Here is a 20,687-nt window from a genome sequence, read left to right on the forward strand (position 1 = left end):
AATGTCGCCTTTAATTATTGCTATTGGGCCCAGACGGCTATCATCTTATTCAATCACTCGAAAAACACCACGATAATCTTTTGTCCGCACAAATGGCTCTATCTCTATATCTTCCAACATTATTTTTGCAGATCCTTTATGCAAAATATCCACAAATGTATCCACGGCGTCTTTGGCGCCACAAACAAAAATCCTATATTGATTCTCTTGCGCCAACTGAACAGTACCTTCTAATGACAGATCATGCGCATGCTTTTGTATAAAAGTACGCAAATCTTCCGGCGCAATATCACCTGAAAATGTAATCTTAAGACATTTATTCATTACCAGCTCCTTATTAATCCTACACCTTTTCCACAACTCGCATCAAAAGCTATCAAATCATGATCTCTTCTGTCAAAAACTGAAACACTAGACTTGCATTTGGTTCATAAGTACAATTAAATTCATCATTTTTTATTATCTATTTAGGAATGTATACCCAATGAGTAAACCAACCATTCGTACACGATTTGCCCCATCCCCAACCGGACTTATGCATTTAGGGAATGTCCGAGCTGCCCTTATGAACTATCTTTTTGCTCAACAAACAGATGGCTCATTCATTGTACGCATTGAAGATACAGACCAGACACGAAATTTCGATCCAGGAGCAAAACAGATTCTAACCGACCTTGCATGGCTACAGCTATCATTTGATGAAGGCCCGGGGAAACCTGCTGCTCATAAAGATTATGGTTCTTACTTTCAATCGGAACGAACAGCGCTCTATAACGAAAAATTACAGTTCCTGCAAAAAAATGAATCTATTTACCGCTGCTTTTGCACCCAAGAAGAACTAGAAAAAAAACGATTGCGACAAATCGCACTCAAACAACCACCTCGTTATGATCGCGCCTGCTTAAAACTATCTCCTTCTGAAATAGCTGCAAAGGTTGCTGCACAAACTCCATTTATTTGGCGCATGAAGTTAAATCAACAACAATCCGTTACTATTACCGATCTTGGACATGGCCCAACAACATTTGATTTTAATAACTTTTCCGATTTCCCTTTGACGCGCCAAGATGGAAGCGTCACATTTATGTTTGCTAACTGCGTTGACGATATCGCTATGGAAATCACACACATCTTTCGCGGTAACGATCATTTGAGCAATACTGCAGGACAAGTGGCTCTGTATATGGCATTTGAAATTCCGCTCCCGGTATACTGGCATTTACCGATGATATGCAATATCGAAGGAAAAAAACTCTCTAAACGAGATTTTGGATTTTCACTTAATGATCTGCGTAATTCCGGATTTCTTCCAGAAGCAATTTGCAACTACCTGGCAATTATCGGTGGTGGATCATTTATCAACGAAATTATGACGCAAAAAGAACTGATACAATCTGTTCATTTTGATACCATCCACAGCTCAAGTTTTATACGATATGATGTAGAAAAGCTACGTTGGATAAATCACAAGTGGATTGCCCAATATCCTCATGAAGAGCTTACCGCCCTTGCCCGCCCCTTTTTAGAAAAACAGTTTCCAGCTATTGCAAACATGGATGATGCTACATTAACTCCACTCATTCAAACCATTAAAACTGATATTCATACGCTCGATGAAATTGATAACGAAATCGCCTTTTATTTTACCCCTCCAACCGTTACTCATGCAGATCTAGAGGCAATAATACCAAACGAACATCTGACAAAAATTCTTGCTTTGCTCAAACAGAATATAGAACCAATGACCGATATTACTCTTTGCTTAAACAATCTAAAAGCTGCTGCAAAAGAACAACAACTCCCCATGAAACTACTGTTTTCTGCGCTGCGGCTCATTTTAACCGGTAAACCAAACGGTATTGGGATTCAAGAATTAATACAAATGCTTGGAATAAAAGAGACAAAAAAACGCTTTAACCTGTTAACGAGTAACGGATGATTCGTTCTCTTTATTAATCTTGTCCCACACATCAGAATCTGGAATCGCAAGTCGATTAGGTAATTTTTTAAAATTTGAAACGATCCCTATCGCCTCAAATTCTTGCATTACGGCAAGAAAATTCTGCTCATTAGATGCTGGAACAAAAAATTCAAAAATACTTTGATCTATATCCAACGTGCGATCAAAACAAAGATGATCATAGCTATGAAGAATTGCTACAAAAAACCAACATTCTTTGCGTTTAATAGTCGCTTGATAATAAGAACAATAACTCATAGTAATACATCCTTGTGAAATACACCTTTATATGCAAAGATTATACGATATACTATATCGTCATTACTGGCATGTTGCAAAAAAATGCAATTCACACAGGTTTTCCTAGGATAAGGATATCGATGATAATAAAAAATCTAGCCAAAATAATAAAACTATATTACACCTTGCCATAAAACAGCTTTTATCATTTCGATTGAAGGGCATAAAGAACAAACCAAATTAAATGAGCAATTGACCTTATTACCGCAACGGTGCTATAAGGTAATGATAGGACGACGGAAAGAAAAAAGGATTAAAAATGCTAATTACCCCTTCCACTAATAACAAGATCACCCTTTTATTACTACTCTTATTAACAAGTCATCACGTAATAGTTGGCTCTATTTCCTCATATTCACGTAATGATACATATCCGATATACACCTCGCTTGACCCACATACCTTTCTCAATACGAGAGAGCGGTTACGCCTACAAGATTACATATTAGATACTGATTGGAATGAATGGTTTGGATTCTCCATTTCTCCATTCGCACAAAATGCAAATCGTACCACTATCCCACAAACTGCCTTCCCCGGTGACGTTACCCCTGTAACTCCCTTTTGCCAATCAGACTTAGTAGAGGAAACATGTCTCGGTAACATAAACGGTCGCTGGAGTATGATCGGTTTACTGTTTGGTAATACTCCTGGATGCTGTCCACTTCCTTCAGTACTACAAACTGCAAAAGATTGCTTATTTCCTGATTTTATCGGTAAGGGACCACTCACTGATCCACTTTTTATCGATAAAATGGAAAAAATTGGTTTTTTTGATGTATCAATGAAATACCGTAAGCGTGGCGTGCGTTTTGATTTTAAAGGTCAACTCTCTCATGATTTTGGAGTTTCATTCAACACAGGACTTGCTGACATCTGCCAAACAATAAGTTTTGAAAACCGAGGCGCAACAACAGGTGCGGTCTCTCCCCAAAACATCAATGGCTGTCGAACTGTTGACACGTGCACACTCAATGAAACGCTCATGAATAATCTTAAAAATGTTGCCGCTGAAATTTGTCTTGATATCACTAAATTTCATAAATTCTCTATTGAAGACCTTCGCGGCGGTATCTACTGGCGCCATCCTTATGCAATAAACCTAAACCGTGACTCATGGGAAAGTTTTCTACTTATTCCATTCGTGCATATTGAAGCAAGTATCCCTTTGGGAAAAAAACGAGACTTTCATCAGTTTGCTGCCCTATCATTTGGCAACAATGACCATTTTGCACTCGGTGGATCAACTGGTCTGAATATCCTGTTTTTCGAAACCATCGAAATTGGCGCTGAATTTGGGTATACACACTTTTTCAGTCGTGATGTCTGCAGATACCCAATGCCTACAAGTTGCTTCCAAAGTGGTATCTACCCATTCTGCACAAGCGTGAACATACAACCAGGAGATAACTGGCATTTCGGGCTCAAAATGAATGCGTATCACTTCCTGGGCGATCTCTCATTTTACTTCCAATATATTTTAGTAGAACACCAAGAAGACCATATCAGACTAAAAGTATGTGACCCAGCCTTTGTACCTCATAAGCTTGAGCTCTTATCCAACTGGAAGAGCCAACTTGCAAATATAGGATTCAATTATGATATTTCTCCAAATATCTCATTAGGATTCCTATGGCAAACTCCATTACCATCAATTAGGACTTATCGAACAACCACAGTAATGCTATCATTTAATGCTGTATATTAACCACTCCAATAGCCACAAACAGGCATAAAGTGATGGACAATATGACAAAAATACCCTAATATCTTTCTTATTAGTGACGTAATATAAACTGTTTAAACGTAATAAAAGGCATTGACTCTATTATGTATAAGAAAAAAGCACACGTAGAAGTACCCGTTGGAATGAACGTTGAAAAAGCTATCAGACAACTTAAAAAGAAAGTTGAACGTGAAGGCGTAGTACGCGATATGAAGCGCACTGTATACTTCGAATCACCAACACAAAAACGCAGAAAACGTTTAGTGCGCGCGATCAAACAAAATTTAATGCGCATCTCTACACAAAATCTTTTCTAATTAATCCCCTCATGGGTGGAGCATATTAAAGCAAATGGACAAAAATCCACGGGTTAAAACTATTAAGCAGGCCCAAAAAGAAACTCAGATGTATCGAGAGATATCTCGGTTGTTTGCACAAATAACTCGCGATGATTCTCGTCTTGATGGCTTGTTTGTGAACAGCGTAACCTTATCCCCTGATAAAGGGATGTGCTCCATCAATATTTATACAGCTGCAGGCAAAGAAGCCTTTGATGAACTTAAAAAAATATTAATCCTCTATAAACCATCATTGCGCAAAGCGCTTGCAGATTCTATAGACGCTCGTCGAGTTCCTGATCTTCTTTTTAAATTCGACCGCCAATTTGATAAAGTTCAACGGCTGGAAGAACTATTAGAAAAAATTAAAACAGAAGAACCAGAACCAACAGAAGAACCTGTATCATGATGCTTTTCCCCTTCTTTGTATGTTGGGGGTCATTTTTAAATGTCGTTGCATATCGCTTACTGCATAATGAAAATATAGTGTGGCCACGATCTGCCTGTCCGCACTGTAAAACAGAAATTGCATGGTATGATCTTATTCCCGTTATCTCATGGCTTATGCTACGAGGAAAATGTCGTACGTGCCATCAACCAATTTCTATTCTATACCCACTCATTGAGCTGTTTACCGGTGTATTGTTTACCGCAGCATATATACTCATCTCACACCAATTTTTAATCGCATATTATATTTTTTTCTCTGCTTTGATAGTCACGATCCGCTCTGACTTAGAAACGATGCTTATATCCCGTTTCGTCACCCTATTTTTAATCCCGCTTGGTCTACTATTTAGCTTTTTTAATGCACTACCTATATCTACCTTAGATAGCCTACTGGGCGCTCTTTTTGGTTACCTATCCCTCTACATCGTTGCACAAATATTTTGGTGGTGTACAAAGAAAGAAGGAATCGGGGAAGGAGATTTTGAACTATTAGCATTCATCGGTTCATTTACCGGTCTTTATGGATGCTGGATGAGCCTAACAATAGGCTCAATCATCGGATCAATTCTCGGATTGCTCTACATGATTATAACCAAAAGCGATAGATCTCTAAAAATACCCTTCGGTCCTTTTCTCGCGCTAGGGGCGATCACCTCTGTCCTATTGCAAACATCGCTCGCATCATCGATATGGCACCTCTATTAAACAATGAACTTTTTCAGATCACGCAAAAACAAAAAAAGCGAACTTTTGAAAGTCCGCTTTTTTCTATGACCATTTAAAAAACGTCATTATTGTTCTATGTCATCCTGCACAACAACAATGTTATTGTTATGATCTACCGAGAGGATATCCAATCTTCCATCACCATCAATATCAGCTGCTGCAAGAATTAGAAACTCTTTATCGCTTACAAACCCTTGTCCAAGGAATGTCGCTTGAGCTCCTAATTTACCAGTAAAATAGTTCTGCCCTTCATGTCCTGAAGATATGCCGTAGGTGTAATAAAATTTCTCATTTGCACCACCGCCAGCGTATCCCTCTGGCTGCCATCCAACTCCTCCGCTTCCATTCAACACATCAGAATATTTACCATGTTCAGCAAAATATGCTTTTTGCGCTGCATAGATCGAATGTAAGTTCACATACGCCTCTGCTCGTTTTGATTTTGCCAAAAACCGCATACCCGTTGGTACTGCAATCATTGCAAGAAGCGCAAGAATCGCAATAACCATCATCAACTCAATCAAAGTAAATCCTAACGCCCTATCCATGTATTTCTTCACGCCACACCCTTTCTTTTAAGAATTATCCTACAATCACCATACCCAACCATTATCTGATATGGCAACAATTTACGGATGACAACTATTTCTATGCGCAATATAAACAACTTTTGCTTTTATTAAAAAATGCACATTATCGAAAAATTGTTATGCCGTATTTTTGTTCAAGCATCGAAACTGGATAGGCACCTTGACGCACTAAACGTATCATTGGACCGGTGCAATCCAAAATAGTTGAAGGCTGATCCCCCTTATCATCTGAAATATCTGTGACCACATATGGCACTGCCCCCACAATACTCTGCTCGAGGCCTGCGGCGTTAGTCGGTACTGCCCCTCCGGCGCTATTGGCGCTCGTGGAAAACAGGCCGTCATACAGGGCCAGCAACGACAAGAGCCCCGCATGCTGAGGAAGGCGCAGTGCAATCGTCCCTTGCAGCCCCTTAACATAATCTGGCGCATCTGGCCTTGCTTTAAACAACAAGGTAAGCGGCCCAGGCCAGCAACTATCAATAAGCCTTTGTACATCACCTGCCAGCGGCATATCCACAAAATGCGCTATTTTATCTTTAGAACCAATCAATATTAAATAGGGCTTTTCTGACCGTTGCTTAATCTGATTTAACGCCAAGTAGCCTTGCTGAGAAATCGGGGCTAACAACCCCAATACCGTATCAGTCGAAGTAACCACCGCCGCACTAGCCGACAACTCTTGTCGCAATTTATCTAATGTTCCTTCTTGAAACCAATGTAGATATTTTTTGTCTATACTTTTCACACAGCAACCTTTTATTTTTACAAACAACTTTTCAGCTTGAAATCAAAAACCAAAGAAAATATCATCCATACATAGCAAACAAAGGGATTTTGGCAGTTTTCATGCATTCCAAAAATTATCTACGATTCCACCATATAATTTCTTGTTTGACATTTTTGACATCTGCTTATACCCTTACTTCATACAGTATACAATAATTACGTTTTACTCCCTTTTCTTACTGAATTTTTAACGTAAAACAACAATTATTGCTATTGATTCTATTTATAACATTTTTTGGAGTTTTCATGAAAAATACAACCAAGCAAACCAGCAAAGCGCCCATAACGCTGGGCAAGCAACGGAGCTATAACGAGATAGTTGAGTTTCTTGATAATAATTGGACAACAAACAGTTCCGACCTCTCATTATCTTGCATAAAAAAACTCGACACCGCTTTTGAATCACTTTCACAAAAACAAAATATCATTGTCGTAAATGGAACAAATGGTAAAAGTCTAACTATTCATTTCGCCATTCAACTACTGAAAGAAGAAGGACTTAAAGTTGGCGCCTTCGCTTCTCCACATATCCTTCTTTATAATGAGCGCTTTAATCTACAAGGCGAATCGATTTCAAGCAAGCTATTTACCGAAATAGCAAATGAAGTTATTAATACTGCCGAAGCTCTTGAAATAACGCCAAATTCTTATGAAATTCTTACAATCATGGCATTGTTATATTTCAAGAAAAACGATGTCGATGTCATACTTTTTGAATCAACGGATCACCCGCTTATCTCTTTATTCCATCCTAGAATCACCGCTGTTACACGCGTTACTCTTGACAATGCGCTTCCTGCAAGCCAAGAAGTTGAAGTGCGCATCCAAAAACTTTTAAGCACGGTCAAAAAAGGAACACATGTTGTTTCAGCCGATCAAAGTAAATTAAACTTACAGATCATGCTTGATGTAGTAAAAGAAAAAGGTGGCCAGTGGGATATGCCTATCAGAAAACTCGCCCCGTTAGAGTACCCATATGAGCAATTACATGGACGTTGTGCAGCGCTTGCTGAACGTATTTCATCAATCTACGTTAACGATTTTGCTAATAAAAATGCAGTTGTAGTTGCAGGCACACTTCTTACTAAGCAAAAAGGTCGTCGCGGTCGCCCAACACTAGAAGCAAAACGCCAAGGCGATTTGAACCCAAAGAAAACAGTTGAGCAATTTTGGAAAGAAGAGCAACAACTCCTTGCAAATCGTTTCCAAATACTTGATAAAGAAAAGCCAACTATCCTTCTTGATACCGCAAGCAACCTCGATGCTTTTAAAAACTTATTACTCGGTATCCGCTTACTTCATTACAAACGCCCATTAAAAGGTCTTACCCTATTAATTGGCTGCAACAACAATGACATCGATTTAACTGAATTTCTTAAATTATTACGATACTTCTTCAAAAAAACATCTGGCAACGTAATGCTTTGTCCAATTCAAGCACTTCCTGGCCATTCCGGTGGAACCCCATGGGATGTTGAAAAAGTAACGAATGATACAAAAAGCATGAAAATAAAAGCAAAAGCATACAATAACTTCAAAGATGGGTTTGAAGCTGCATGCAAATCGGTTGATGAACGACACGGCCTTGTGATCGTTACTGGTTCTCCATCAATCGTTACTGAATACTGGAAGTATAAAGGTGTTAAAAAATTATAGCTCTTACCACATACATACAGATTAACAACATATGATTAGATCTATACTTATCGGTTGCGCAAGCGGAACATTATATGGACTCTTCTTCTTATATCAGAGAAGAAGAGTCTTCTCTGTATCAAAAAAAACAAGCCGTATCATCCTTGAAGCAATCCTCCTATCTCTCATTCGCTTTGCATTTCTCGCGTTTTTTTTCATTTATCTATTGCGATCCAATCAAATTAGTCTTATAATTTTGATTATATCGTTTCTTTGTGCATTTTGGCTTATAGTGATTAATGCAAAGACCAACCCTAATGGAAAACCTTGATCTTTTTTCCGTCGAACATTGGCAACCATTTGCTCTATTTGGTTTGACCCATCCTTTCTTTAATATCAATAAAGAAACGGTCGTCTATACTTGGATCATTTTAGGAATTTTATTTGTATGTTGCCTACCGGTCCGAATATTTATTAATAAAAAGTACCCAGTCGCGCGCCATATGCTTATACAACTTGTTATGTGGTTTTCTGAAATGTGTACGCAAGCATTAGGTGCTGCATCCTTTCAACATTTTTCATTTATAACTTCACTCTTTCTTTTCATTTTTATAACAAGCGTACTCACCCTAGTGCCTGGCATGGAAGAACCAACGAAAGACCTGAATACAACGCTTGCTCTTGGACTGATATCATTTGGGTACATTCAAATATGCGCAATACAAAAAATGGGAACCTGGGGTTATATAAAAACTGAATACCTTGATCCCTTTTTTATGCTTCCACTGCATTTGATTGGAAAAATAGCATCAATTATCTCAATATCATTTCGACTCTTTGGGAATATTTTTGGCGGCGCTACCATAACTGCAATCTTTTTTAAAGCAACTCGCAGCCATTGGTTCAGTCAAACACTATTCGATGGCTTAGGGCTCAATCTTCCGATTCATATTTTCTTTGGCATTTTTGAAGGTTTTTTACAAGCATTTGTTTTTGCCATGCTAACACTAACCTATTTATCAATCGCGTTGGAACACGGCGCACATTCAAATGAAAGTGATGCATAATGGAATCAATGGCACAATTTATCCACTATACCACTATTGCATCGGTTGTTTCGATTAACGCGCTCAGTGCAAGTATTGGTGAAAGCCTTACCGGAGTAGCTGCATTAGAAGGAATAAATAGACAACCATCTGCGCATGGCGAATTAACAAAATTAGCAACACTCGGCATTGCGCTCATTGACACTACTAATATTATGGGGCTTTCTATGGCCCTTATATTATTATTTGATTCACCTGAACATATCACCATCTATTCAGCGATTGCTGAACTGGGAATATTACTCGCATTATGCTTGCCTGGATTATGCATAGGCATAGTATCTGCATTTCCAGCACAAGCTGCCTGCGTTGCAACAGCACGCCAACCATTTTTTGCTCAAAAAATTTTACGCTTCATGCTCATTACACAATCATTGATACAAACACCAATTTTATTTGGTTTTTTAATTGCATATATCATTAAAGCAAATATTGCATCCGTCACCACCTATGCAGAAGGCATACAATATATAGCAAGCGGACTCTGCATTGGGCTCGGTACCATTGGCCCATCCATTGGCATGGCACAATTTGCAAAAATTGCCTGCGACAGTATTGGACTTAATCGAAAAACGTATAATCAAATATTCTCTTTTACCTTTATCAGTGAAGCAATCATCGAAGCCCCTATCATTTTTTCCGTTATCATCTCAGTGTTAATAGCCACACAGACAGTAGGTGATAATATGCCCGTCGCGCTTTCATTACTAAGCGCAGCACTCTGTATTGGACTTGGTACTTTTGGTCCTGGAATCAGTTCTGGATATACTGCCGCAACCGCATGCCGCAATATCGCCCTCTATCCTGCTCATTATCATGCTATTTCTCGCATGAGTATCATTGCACAAGGGCTTATTGACACGGGCGCAATTTTTGCACTCATCATAGCTATCTTCTGTATTGTATAGAACGAATATTGTGACAGTTGACTAAAGATGGATAATCAACAAAGTCAAAAATAAAAAGGGATACAATTACTACTGTAACCGCATCCCCTATATATCATGAATAAGTCGATATTTTAAGGCCGACTATTTCTAACCAGTCTTTTTTTTACGATAACCATAACAAAGATCACCTACCAATAGGTCTTTACCATTTCATTTAAGAACATGTAATCAGTTTTAATACATCGTATAATATGGTCATTAATACGCTTAGCTAAAAATATAAGTACCTCTACAGCATCTCCTTTTTTATAGCTGGTAAAGCGTTCACTTCTATATTCTTTACGAATAATATCTAAACTTTCAATAATCTCATTAATTTTTTTTGATCCAAAAATGACTTTAGACCCAGGATGTATTTTCGATCCAGGTAATGGAGTGTCATCCATCCCTACTTCACGTTGAAACGGCTGTATTGCCTGACGGTACATCTGATCCAAGATAGTTCCATTCAGCTTTACCCTGCGACTAATTGTGTCTCTATCGGTAGCAACAATACCTTTTGCCTTATCTGCTTGCATAACAATATGCGGCGCAATAAACTGTGCATATGTCCGACTGAGATAATCAAAAGTATTCATGCTAATTGCTCTAAGCTCTCTAAATTTATATAACAACTTTGTGCCCGTATTTTTTTCAATATAAACTTCTATGTGCTTAAATAGCATAGTCCACATTTTCTCTATCTCTTTATCATCACCTATCCTTAGATAAAGATTATGATTTTTCCCCATTACAGCATCAACCGTATCAATAAGCTTCATAGCCTCTTCTTTATTTTTTGGTGTCTGCATAGGCACTGCAAATAACTGCCCGCCTGAAACCAACAGCAATCCCGCCAACAGCACACGCGTACTGATTCTTTTAACATCATTCATTCTCATTCCTTTCTCGTTAACACCATATAAATTATTCATACTGTCATCACAAGCATATCAACAACACCCCACTTGTTTCAACAATTAGAATAAAACAGGGATGCAATTACCATGCAACCGCACCCCCGAAAATCATGAATAAGTCGATTATTTCAGAGGTTTCGCATATTCCCGACTCGTTTTTATATAGCCAGATCTGTCCACTCATTTCGCACCCGCGACCTCCGTACAGTTATCCATCAACTAATTGTAATCAGTCATAAACCTTACACCATGATCATTTAAACAAACTCCTCATCATACAATAGACATCCGCAGTAAAATGTGTCATTGATGAATAAAAAGAGACTCTCGTATGCCATGGAGAAAATAATATGGATAATGTAATGATGCCAATATCATCTAAAAAAAAGGTCTGTACCTTTATATCTTTTATACTGTTTATTGCCAGCTTCGCCGCAGGAGTTTTCTTTCTTGTAAAACAAAGCCGTTATAAAAACCATATCATCGATCAAGCGTTCATCCAGGCCCATGATAAAACGACTATCTGCGCACAACAACTTGATGATCTTCTGCAGCTTCTTATCCCACAAACTGCATCCCTTGCAGAAAAACTCAGCACAACATCGCTAACACCATCAGAAATCGAAACAATATTAAAAAAAAAACCTACTGATATTTTCGGTTTTGGTGTTGCATATCTACCCGATAATACAAAAACAAATAATAATGCATATGCTCCCTATTACGTTGAGAAACAGGGTGTAAACACAGCAGAAGATTTGAGCAAGATCCCCGGATATATATATTACGAACAAGAATGGTTTAAAGCATTACTTACAAAAGAACAAACTTTTTTTGGCCCATTTACCGATTCTGTTACCGGAGAGGACGTCATCGGAGTTGCAACACCATTTTATGTAACAGACGCTCACGATAACAGCAAAAAAATTGGTGGTATTGTGTACGTGACACAATCAATGAACCATTTACAACATATCTTAACCACACTGTTTCTTGGTCAAAATGGTTACTGGTTTTCAGTAGCTAACAATGAAATTATCCTCACCCATCCTCGTGAAAAATTATTATACTCAAGGACTACCATTGACGCCTTTGCAGAAGAAACGCAAAACGCAGAAACTGCTGAAATAATCCGTCATGCTATCCAAGGCAAAGCTGATTCTACATCTTTTAACAACACCGTTACCGGTGATGAATCTTGGCTTATAGCTGCCCCAATCCCTGCTATTAAAGGTGCATTATGTGGCGTATTTGATAAAAAGGAAATCCCACTCGATAATGATTTGATGCGTAAAGGATTGATGAGAATCTGCTTAATCTTCCTCGCCTCTTTTCTCTTTTTAGTCATCTCGTTTTTATTTCATACCAATCACACTATATATATTTTCGTAATTTCATCCGCATACAGCACATTATGCTTATTAACCAGTATTGCCCTCATCTGGAGCATCATAAACCAATATCCATTTTATAAAGATCCGGTCACACCAATTACTGATAAACAGCAATTGAGTAAATATCTCACCCAAACAGAACATGCCGCCACCTCACTTCTTCTTAATCAATTGCATACATATAAATCAGTAGGAACTGCCCAAAATAATTATGTCCCTACTGGAATTTTCATCAATACCATACAATTACTTGGCCCCAATCAATTACAAATTATTGGATACGTATGGCAACAATATCATAAAGAGTTACACAAAAATTTATCGCAAGGATTTATCTTTCCTCAAGCAACAAAAGACAATGATACAGAAGAAATACATCGCAACACGGAAGGTGACTTAGAATCAATTCTTTGGCGCGTAAATACAACGCTCTATCAAGACACTCGTTACCAAAAATACCCATTTGACGTTAAAAGCTTCCAGATACAGCTATGGCATAAAGATTTTGAAAAAAACATCACATTAATTCCAGATTTTGATGCATATAACATCATCAATATTGGATCAATGCCCGGATTGCGCCCTTCTATCACTTTACCCGGCTATGACATTCAAAATAGTTTCTTTGGGTATAAAACTAACAATTATAGAACTTCTTTTGGGCTTTATGCGCATGGCCCATTCGGCCTCTATAAACGAATTACTAAATCAGAAATGCCAGAACTTTATTTTAATATAACCGCAAAAAGAAGTTTAAATAAAACGCTCGTTGTAGATCTGATTCCAGTAATTATAATCGCTTTAATACTCTTCATTATGCTGCTTATTAGCACAGAAAAAAATATACTCAGTGCTGCTGGATCACTATTTTTTAGTACCATAATTGCACAAATACGCTTTAGAGAAGGGATACCTCCCTATGGCCTTGTCTATTTTGAAACATTCTACTTTATTCTTTATATCGCACTACTCATTGTCACGCTATTTGTGCTCTTACGATCATTCAAAATTGTTTCTGAAAAAGACCATCTGCTACTAGCACTTCTTTTTTGGCCAATTTTGCTGGGATCAGTATTAGGCATTACATTACTGTATCAATACTAAAGCATTAATCAGAACGAAAAAGTCACTACGTATGTTATGGAGAAAGTAATGATGCCAATGCCGATATCGCCCAAAAAACGTGTTGCGACCTTAATATCTTTTATACTATTTCTTATTAGCTTCGCTGCAGGAGTTTTTTTTCTTATCAAGCAAAGCCGTTATAAAAATCATATCATCGATCAAGCGTTCATCCAGGCGCATGACAAAACTACTATCTGTGCACAACAACTTGATAACCTTCTGCAGCTTCTTATCCCACAAACTGCATCCCTTGCAGAAAAGCTCAGCGCAACACCACTAACACCATCAGAAATCGAAGCAATATTAAAAAAAAAACCTGCTGATATTTTCGGTTTTGGTGTTGCATATCTACCCGATAATACAAAAACAAATAATAATGCATATGCTCCCTATTACGTTGAGAAAGAGGGCGTAAACACAGCAGTAGACCTGAGTAAGATGTCCGGCTATATATATTACGAACAAGAATGGTTTAAAGCATTACTTACAAAAGAACAAACTTTTTTTGGACCTTTTACCGACTTTGCAACTGGAGAGGACGTCATCGGAGTTGCAACACCATTTTATGTAACAGACCCCCACGATAACAGCAAAAAGATCGGTGGTATTGTGTACGTGACACAATCAATGAACCATTTACAACATATCTTAACCACACTGTTGCTTGGTCAAAATGGTTACTGGTTTTCAGTAGCTAACAATGAAATTATCCTCACTCATCCTCGCGAAAAATTATTATACTCACGAACCTCCATTGATGATTTTGCAAAAGAGACTGCAAATGAAGCAACCGCTGAAATAATTCGCCATGCGATCCGAGGCAAAGCCGATTCTACCTCTTTTAACAACACGGTTACTGGCGATGAGTCTTGGCTTATAGCTGCCCCAATACCTATTATTAAAGGTGCATTATGTGGTGTATTTGATAAAAAGGAAATTCCTCTGGATGATGATTTGATGCGTCAAGGATTAATACGGATCTGCATGATCTTCCTCACCTCTTTTCTCTTTTTAATCATCTCCGTTTTATTTTATACCAACCATACTATACATGTCCTCTTATTTTCATCCGCATACAGCACAGTATGCTTACTAACAAGCATTGCCCTCATCTGGAGCATCATAAACAAATATCCATTCTATAAAGACCCTGTCACCCCAATCACTGATAAACAGCAGCTAAACAAATTCCTTACCCAAAAAGACAATATTCAAAAAAAATCAAATTCTACACTTTCTCTTGCTCAATTACATACACATAAATCAATAGGAACTACCCAAAATAATTATGTGCCTACTGGGATTTTCATCACCACCATACAACTAATCGGCCCCAATCAATTACAAATTATCGGGTATGTATGGCAACAATACCATAAAGAGTTACACAAAAATTTATCTCAAGGATTTATCTTCCCTCAGGCAACAAAAGACAACGATATAGAAGAAATACATCGCAATACAGAGGGAGAATTAGAAACAATTCTTTGGCGCGTAAATACAACGCTCTATCAAGATGCTCGCTACCAAAAATACCCATTTGACGTTAAAAGCTTCCAGATACAGCTATGGCATAAAGATTTTGAAAAAAATGTCACATTAATTCCAGATTTTGATGCATATAACATCATCAATATTGGATCAAAGCCCGGACTACGTCCCTCTATCACCCTAGCCGGCTATGACATTCAAAATAGTTTCTTTGGGTATAAAACTAGTAGTTATAGGACTTCCTTTGGGCTTTATGCATATGGACCATTCGGCCTTTATAAACGGATTACGAAATCAGAAACGCCAGAGCTTCATTTTAATATAACCGCAAAAAGAAGCTTAAATAAAATACTTGTTATCGACCTTATTCCCGTAATTGTAATCGCCCTTTTACTCTTCATTATGCTGCTCATTAGCACAGAGAGAAACATACTGAGTGCCGCTGCGTCACTATTTTTTAGTACCATAATTGCACAAATACGCTTTAGAGAAGGAGTACCTCCCTATGGCCTTGTCTATTTTGAAACATTCTACTTTATTCTTTATATCGCACTATTCATTGTGACGCTGTTTGTGCTCTTACGGGCATTCAAAATCGTTTCTGAAAAACATCATCTGGTACTAGCGCTTCTTTTTTGGCCAATTCTGCTTGGCTCAATCTTAGGTATTACATTACTGTATCAATACTAAATTAATGTGAGTGCGACCCGAGAAATCTTTATATCAATTACAAAATCTTTTATTGAGTCTTTTATTTTGCACAATATATCATTACACTTACATGACGATTGAACGGTAATTGCGTCACACATATCTTCTAGGAATCATAGGTATGAATCTTCTAAATGCAATAGGCAACACACCCCTTATCAGTGTTAATTTTGATGCTAACAACTCTGCTACTAATCTTTACGCAAAGCTTGAATACTTAAATCCAGGCGGTAGCATAAAAGACAGAACTGATCTTTATATGATTGAAGAAGCGGAAAAAAAAGACATCTTAAAACCGGGTGGCACTCTTATTGACGCATCATCAGGTAACCACGGTATCTCTCTGGCTATGATCGGCGCAGTAAAAGGATACAAGGTTATTATCACCACTACTGCAAAGTGTAGCCTTGAAAAGCTAAATACCATGAAAGCTTATGGCGCAGAAGTTATCGTATGCGCTCCAACAAAATTTATTGATGATCCAGAAAACTATCACGCAATTGCAGTTAAATTACACAAAAATACTCCTAATTCATTTATGCCTAACCAATATTTTGATCCGCTTAACGCTGAAGGGGTCTATCATACTTTAGCACCCGAAATCTGGAATCAAACTCATGGCCGTATTACTCATTTTTTTGCCGGTGCTGGTACAGGCGGAACCATAAGCGGTGTAGGGAAATACCTCAAAGAAAAAAATCCCGATATAAAAATTCTTGCGATCGATTCTGACGTATCTTTTAGAGCAACCAAGGGCAACCCAAAGCCATATAAAATTGAAGGCATAGGGATCGACTGGGATAATAACGCAGTTCTTGATTATTCAATTGTCGATGAATTCCTTGAAGTCAGCGATGATAATGCGTTTGCTATGCTCAAAACTCTTGCCCGTCGCAACGGAATTTTAGTTGGCCCTAGCAGCGGCGCTGTTGCCTATGCCGCCTCTCAATATGCGAGCAAACTGGATAAAGATGCCGTTGCGGTCATGATTTTTGGCGATTCTGGCCGAGCATACCTAACCAAGGGATTTTACGACTAATTACCCCTATTCTGCTAGCTAAAAGCCCCCTTTTACACACGAAAACATTTCCATTTGACACACAATTGGCCAATGCTATACTTGTTATTAAATGGATAGAAATAAAAACCAGGGGGTTATTATGGAAAAGGTAAGAAAGTATTCGTTCGTAGGCATAGGTTTATTCATAGCATCGCTATTTGGAACACAAATGACACGTCCAATGGCGCAGCAAATGTTTGATACCGCCAAATCATATTCCGCTGCAGCCCTTACTGCAGTAAAAAACACGGGCCTAGATCTTGGGGCAAAAACATTACAATTTACCAGCAAATGGGGCTCTAAAGGACTCGATGCTGGATATACATGGGCAAAAGAAAACCCTCGATATTCAAAGCCAATTGGTAGCGTCGTAACTGCATATACCCTGTACAAAATAATCTCAAAAATCGGACCAACAAGACTATATAACATAGCTAATACGGGCGTTAAACTAACAATAAAAACTATATCGCTTTTAAAAAATATTATTACACCACCAATGCTTGTAGCAATTCTTTATACTGTATGGAAAAAAGAGCTAACCATAAAAAACGTGACCGCAACGGTTACTGTTCTTGACACTCAAGCTGATGGTCTGCACCTAGAACTTGATGCAGCAAAAAAAGCTGGGGCAAAAGCACAAGAACTATTAATTGATGTCTTAGAAAAATATGGTGCTACTCTAGAAACAAATACCACACAACAAAGAATTTTCAACCCGCTAGCATTACGTGCTGCATGGGTTAGCTTCAAGGATATGCTTGTGCCATCGGCAATTGGGTCTGGATCAATTCCACTGAAATAAACAAATTTTATATACCTCACATTTACGATAAAAAAGGGATGCAACACGCGTCCCTTTTTTATTTTTTCATTATCTTTCATAAATCAATTGAAATATTTCATCACATGCATCACAATTATATACAGCAATTTGAAACACATATCGCACTAAAAATTAATTATTTCTAAATTTTATGGGACTCATTGTGAAATCATACAAAATTATATTATTTTTAATTACCGGATTACTGATCTTACCCAGCCACATACATGGGCTCAGAATACGTACCATCTTTGCCACGGCAGTTGTTGGGACCTATGGGACCTATCTATACACGCAACTATATCCAGAAGATAAAGTGACTCTAGCAATCAATAAAGATGCTGCGGATGCTAAACAAGCAATAGAACGATTCGCACGAAAAAAAGAAGTGACCAATGCTGTTATGTACGTGGGAGATACAATAGAAGATGTGGGCGCAGAACTAAACATACTTTTTAAAAGACTGTCCGGACAAAGTCATACTGCAGAGCAAGCCAAAAACGAATTGCGCAAAAAAACAAGATCAGCTGCACGATTTATTGACGAAAAAAGAGAAAACGTCTCTAGAGCAGCAGAAACCCTCGGACTCCGATTAACGGCGAGTAAATAAGAGCTTATCCGAAAATTCTCGCCATATTTGAAAGCTAACCAGAGCAAGAATCCCACGGTCGTCGTCGCGAGCCGCCATTGGCGTGCGTGGCGATCCAGATTAATAAAGGAATATTAGGTGAATACAATTAAGAATGATCTATTTTGCAGCGCTCATACTGAGCGAACAAAATTGCCTGGATCGCCACGCATACGCTCGCGAAGACGATCGGGAGTCAACAGCTTCCTACAATCTCCAACCATTGCAATATTTTGCAATACATTAATCCACCAACTAATTTTCGGATAAGCTCTAAATCGTAAACCATGCATAAGCATAATTTTTGTAGACATATCATAAAAACAGAGGAATCATCGTGAAAACGATAAAAGTTACATTATTTTTAATTGCAGGATTAACCGCATTGCCAACTCACATTCAGACGGAAATGCCATCTCAATCGGTTCTACAAACAAAAAACGAACAATCTTCATGGTTGAGTAGACATAAAGGAAAAATTGTTGTTGCTGCAGTATTAACGGGTGGTTGCATTTATGGCGGCATACAATTTATTGGTTTCACTAAAAAAGTGATCGATACCATCGCAAAAGACCCTAAGGTACAAGAGGCCACAAAAAAAGTGGTCGCAACTGCAAATATTGTAGAGCCAAGATACAGAAGGCATCTAGAGGAAGCATTATCACTCGATTTAAAAGCCAGGATAACAAGAGATTTGACAGAACACTCAGCAGAAATGCTCAAGATAATCGGACAAGAGGCAGCAGGAATATCATGTCGGTTTGCAAGACTGACACTTTCCGCGAAGAAGCGAGCGGCATTCATTGGTTATGACGCAGAAAATGCTAGACTCAAAGCACTCGCGGCAATAGCAAAAAAGCTTACCAAGGATTAAAAAGAGAATGCTATAACCCCCTAAGATATAGCATCCTCTTTTTCTCATTTACCAATAAACTGCTGTAAAAAATTAAGATTGACTGGTTCTGGTCGGACTTGCACACGATCAGAACCATCTCGTAATTCTACTGAATAATGCACCGCATCATCTGATTGAGCAAATGAAGCCGCTTTTTGATGCACCATCTCATATCCCATATCCTGCAATACCTGACTCATCTTGCTAATATGAGCGCCACCTGCAACTGCTAAAATAACGCGTGCTTGTTTGGCATTTACCACCGCATGAAGCATTTTCAAATCGAGCAACTCACTATCAAACGTCAACCAATGCTTTAAATATTCCAATCGTTTTTTTACTGTTGTACACGAATCTAAAATATCTGCTACACACGCTTGCTGACCATGCTCAACAGACAACTGTTTTAATTGCACGTGCATTCTACCCAGGCTTTCTTTATACACTTTTGATAAATAGCGACCATCTTTAAATGCCTGAATTTCTTTCATCACCGCGCCAATTTCCTGCATCAATGATGCAACGGTAATTTCCGTCGCTGAAGGAAATGTATACATATTATGCTGGATATTATTAAAAATTGGACCAAATGCAGCAACCCTACAATAGCGGTACTCCACGTTTTCCACCGGAACTGATAATTGTTTACATTTTTTTGCCAGACCACCGAGAATACCACCCCGCGAATCAATACAAAAATTACCACACCTGCTACGCCCCCCGGCTCCTGGTGAACTGAGATCTTCTGTAACTACCAACAAATCATTTCGATTACATCCCAATAAAAAACGATCGATATCAGCCTGCTGATTCTTAATTATGCCGTGCTGTTTATCATGAAAATCACTCAGCCCAATGACATAGTGCGGCAACTGTGTAGCCGGTGACACCGTTTTTAAAATCTTTATTTCATAAATATATGCATGCATCTGAGATGATATAATCATAAAAAATATACTGCCAAACCACTTCATTTGCTTCCTCTCGCCTAACAACTAGCCACATGCCTTTTTACATGCCATAGTTACACCTTACGATAATAACAGGTTTGCAACCGATCAATCAATATTTTATATATAAATTTTTCT

The 20,687-nt window shown here is 38.2% G+C and carries 21 protein-coding genes; 14 read left to right on the plus strand and 7 right to left on the minus strand.

Annotation, left to right across the window (positions count from 1 at the left end; translation table 11 throughout):
* Window positions 1-45 precede the first annotated feature (45 nt).
* On the minus strand, window positions 46-324 hold the full coding sequence (locus tag VGT41_02260; GenBank protein ID HEV2601097.1) for an acylphosphatase: 279 nt from the start codon (window positions 322-324) through the stop codon (window positions 46-48).
* A 160-nt stretch (window positions 325-484) separates the two neighbouring features.
* Between VGT41_02260 and gltX the strand changes: the two genes are divergently transcribed.
* Window positions 485-1,939 (plus strand): glutamate--tRNA ligase, encoded by a 1,455-nt coding sequence (gene gltX, locus VGT41_02265; GenBank protein HEV2601098.1) that lies wholly within the window; start codon window positions 485-487, stop codon window positions 1,937-1,939.
* Here gltX and VGT41_02270 read toward each other — a convergent pair.
* On the minus strand, window positions 1,922-2,218 hold the full coding sequence (locus tag VGT41_02270) for a hypothetical protein (GenBank protein HEV2601099.1): 297 nt from the start codon (window positions 2,216-2,218) through the stop codon (window positions 1,922-1,924). The two genes, gltX and VGT41_02270, sit on opposite strands and share 18 nt — an antisense overlap.
* A gap of 301 nt (window positions 2,219-2,519) precedes the next feature.
* On the opposite strand from VGT41_02270, the gene VGT41_02275 reads away from it, so the two are divergent.
* From VGT41_02275 to VGT41_02290, 4 genes are all read left to right on the plus strand, one after another.
* Window positions 2,520-3,968, plus strand: a complete 1,449-nt coding sequence (locus VGT41_02275) for a hypothetical protein (GenBank protein HEV2601100.1) — start codon at window positions 2,520-2,522, stop codon at window positions 3,966-3,968.
* A gap of 122 nt (window positions 3,969-4,090) precedes the next feature.
* Window positions 4,091-4,303 carry a 30S ribosomal protein S21 gene (gene rpsU / locus VGT41_02280; protein HEV2601101.1) on the plus strand — a complete coding sequence of 71 codons (213 nt, stop codon included), beginning with the start codon at window positions 4,091-4,093 and terminating at the stop codon, window positions 4,301-4,303.
* 34 nt (window positions 4,304-4,337) lie between these two features.
* Window positions 4,338-4,733: a ribosome-binding factor A gene (locus VGT41_02285; GenBank protein ID HEV2601102.1), complete on the plus strand. Its 396-nt coding sequence runs from the start codon at window positions 4,338-4,340 to the stop codon at window positions 4,731-4,733.
* A complete protein-coding gene (locus tag VGT41_02290) occupies window positions 4,730-5,479 on the plus strand; it encodes a prepilin peptidase (GenBank protein ID HEV2601103.1) in 750 nt (249 codons plus the stop codon). The genes VGT41_02285 and VGT41_02290 overlap by 4 nt, the downstream gene beginning before the upstream one ends.
* 86 nt (window positions 5,480-5,565) lie before the next feature.
* Here VGT41_02290 and VGT41_02295 read toward each other — a convergent pair whose 3' ends face one another.
* A complete protein-coding gene (locus VGT41_02295) occupies window positions 5,566-6,060 on the minus strand; it encodes a prepilin-type N-terminal cleavage/methylation domain-containing protein (GenBank protein HEV2601104.1) in 495 nt (164 codons plus the stop codon).
* Window positions 6,061-6,193: 133 nt separating this feature from the next.
* The gene (locus tag VGT41_02300; protein HEV2601105.1) at window positions 6,194-6,838 is read right to left on the minus strand and encodes an L-threonylcarbamoyladenylate synthase; all 645 of its coding nucleotides are present in this window, start codon (window positions 6,836-6,838) and stop codon (window positions 6,194-6,196) included.
* A gap of 287 nt (window positions 6,839-7,125) precedes the next feature.
* Between VGT41_02300 and VGT41_02305 the strand changes: the two genes are divergently transcribed.
* The 3 genes from VGT41_02305 to VGT41_02315 all read left to right on the plus strand — a co-directional run bounded on the left by VGT41_02305 (window position 7,126) and on the right by VGT41_02315 (window position 10,528).
* The gene (locus tag VGT41_02305; GenBank protein ID HEV2601106.1) at window positions 7,126-8,535 is read left to right on the plus strand and encodes a hypothetical protein; all 1,410 of its coding nucleotides are present in this window, start codon (window positions 7,126-7,128) and stop codon (window positions 8,533-8,535) included.
* Between the two features lie 278 nt (window positions 8,536-8,813).
* A complete protein-coding gene (locus VGT41_02310; GenBank protein ID HEV2601107.1) occupies window positions 8,814-9,581 on the plus strand; it encodes a FoF1 ATP synthase subunit a in 768 nt (255 codons plus the stop codon).
* Window positions 9,581-10,528 carry a hypothetical protein gene (locus VGT41_02315; protein ID HEV2601108.1) on the plus strand — a complete coding sequence of 316 codons (948 nt, stop codon included), beginning with the start codon at window positions 9,581-9,583 and terminating at the stop codon, window positions 10,526-10,528. Before VGT41_02310 ends, VGT41_02315 begins: the two co-directional genes overlap by 1 nt.
* 170 nt (window positions 10,529-10,698) lie before the next feature.
* Here VGT41_02315 and VGT41_02320 read toward each other — a convergent pair whose 3' ends face one another.
* Window positions 10,699-11,445: a hypothetical protein gene (locus VGT41_02320; GenBank protein HEV2601109.1), complete on the minus strand. Its 747-nt coding sequence runs from the start codon at window positions 11,443-11,445 to the stop codon at window positions 10,699-10,701.
* Between the two features lie 374 nt (window positions 11,446-11,819).
* On the opposite strand from VGT41_02320, the gene VGT41_02325 reads away from it, so the two are divergent.
* The 5 genes from VGT41_02325 (at window position 11,820) to VGT41_02345 (ending at window position 18,686) form a co-directional block, all read left to right on the plus strand.
* Window positions 11,820-13,967 carry a hypothetical protein gene (locus tag VGT41_02325; GenBank protein HEV2601110.1) on the plus strand — a complete coding sequence of 716 codons (2,148 nt, stop codon included), beginning with the start codon at window positions 11,820-11,822 and terminating at the stop codon, window positions 13,965-13,967.
* 48 nt (window positions 13,968-14,015) lie between these two features.
* Window positions 14,016-16,169: a hypothetical protein gene (locus tag VGT41_02330; GenBank protein ID HEV2601111.1), complete on the plus strand. Its 2,154-nt coding sequence runs from the start codon at window positions 14,016-14,018 to the stop codon at window positions 16,167-16,169.
* Between the two features lie 142 nt (window positions 16,170-16,311).
* Complete coding sequence (locus tag VGT41_02335; protein ID HEV2601112.1) at window positions 16,312-17,229, plus strand: cysteine synthase family protein; 918 nt, start codon at window positions 16,312-16,314, stop codon at window positions 17,227-17,229.
* 121 nt (window positions 17,230-17,350) lie between these two features.
* Window positions 17,351-18,055, plus strand: a complete 705-nt coding sequence (locus tag VGT41_02340) for a hypothetical protein (protein ID HEV2601113.1) — start codon at window positions 17,351-17,353, stop codon at window positions 18,053-18,055.
* 184 nt (window positions 18,056-18,239) lie between these two features.
* Window positions 18,240-18,686 (plus strand): hypothetical protein, encoded by a 447-nt coding sequence (locus VGT41_02345; GenBank protein ID HEV2601114.1) that lies wholly within the window; start codon window positions 18,240-18,242, stop codon window positions 18,684-18,686.
* Between the two features lie 152 nt (window positions 18,687-18,838).
* On the opposite strand, the gene VGT41_02350 is transcribed toward VGT41_02345, so the two are convergent.
* Window positions 18,839-19,018 carry a hypothetical protein gene (locus tag VGT41_02350; GenBank protein HEV2601115.1) on the minus strand — a complete coding sequence of 60 codons (180 nt, stop codon included), beginning with the start codon at window positions 19,016-19,018 and terminating at the stop codon, window positions 18,839-18,841.
* A gap of 23 nt (window positions 19,019-19,041) precedes the next feature.
* Between VGT41_02350 and VGT41_02355 the strand changes: the two genes are divergently transcribed.
* Entirely contained in the window at window positions 19,042-19,578 is a 537-nt protein-coding gene (locus VGT41_02355; protein ID HEV2601116.1) for a hypothetical protein, read from the plus strand.
* A 44-nt stretch (window positions 19,579-19,622) separates the two neighbouring features.
* Here the strand turns inward: VGT41_02355 and VGT41_02360 are convergent, their stop codons facing one another.
* On the minus strand, window positions 19,623-20,573 hold the full coding sequence (locus VGT41_02360; protein HEV2601117.1) for a hypothetical protein: 951 nt from the start codon (window positions 20,571-20,573) through the stop codon (window positions 19,623-19,625).
* Window positions 20,574-20,687: the final 114 nt, after the last annotated feature.

It is taken from the genome of Candidatus Babeliales bacterium (assembly GCA_035944115.1).
Taxonomy (GTDB): Bacteria; Babelota; Babeliae; order Babelales; family Vermiphilaceae; genus DASZBJ01.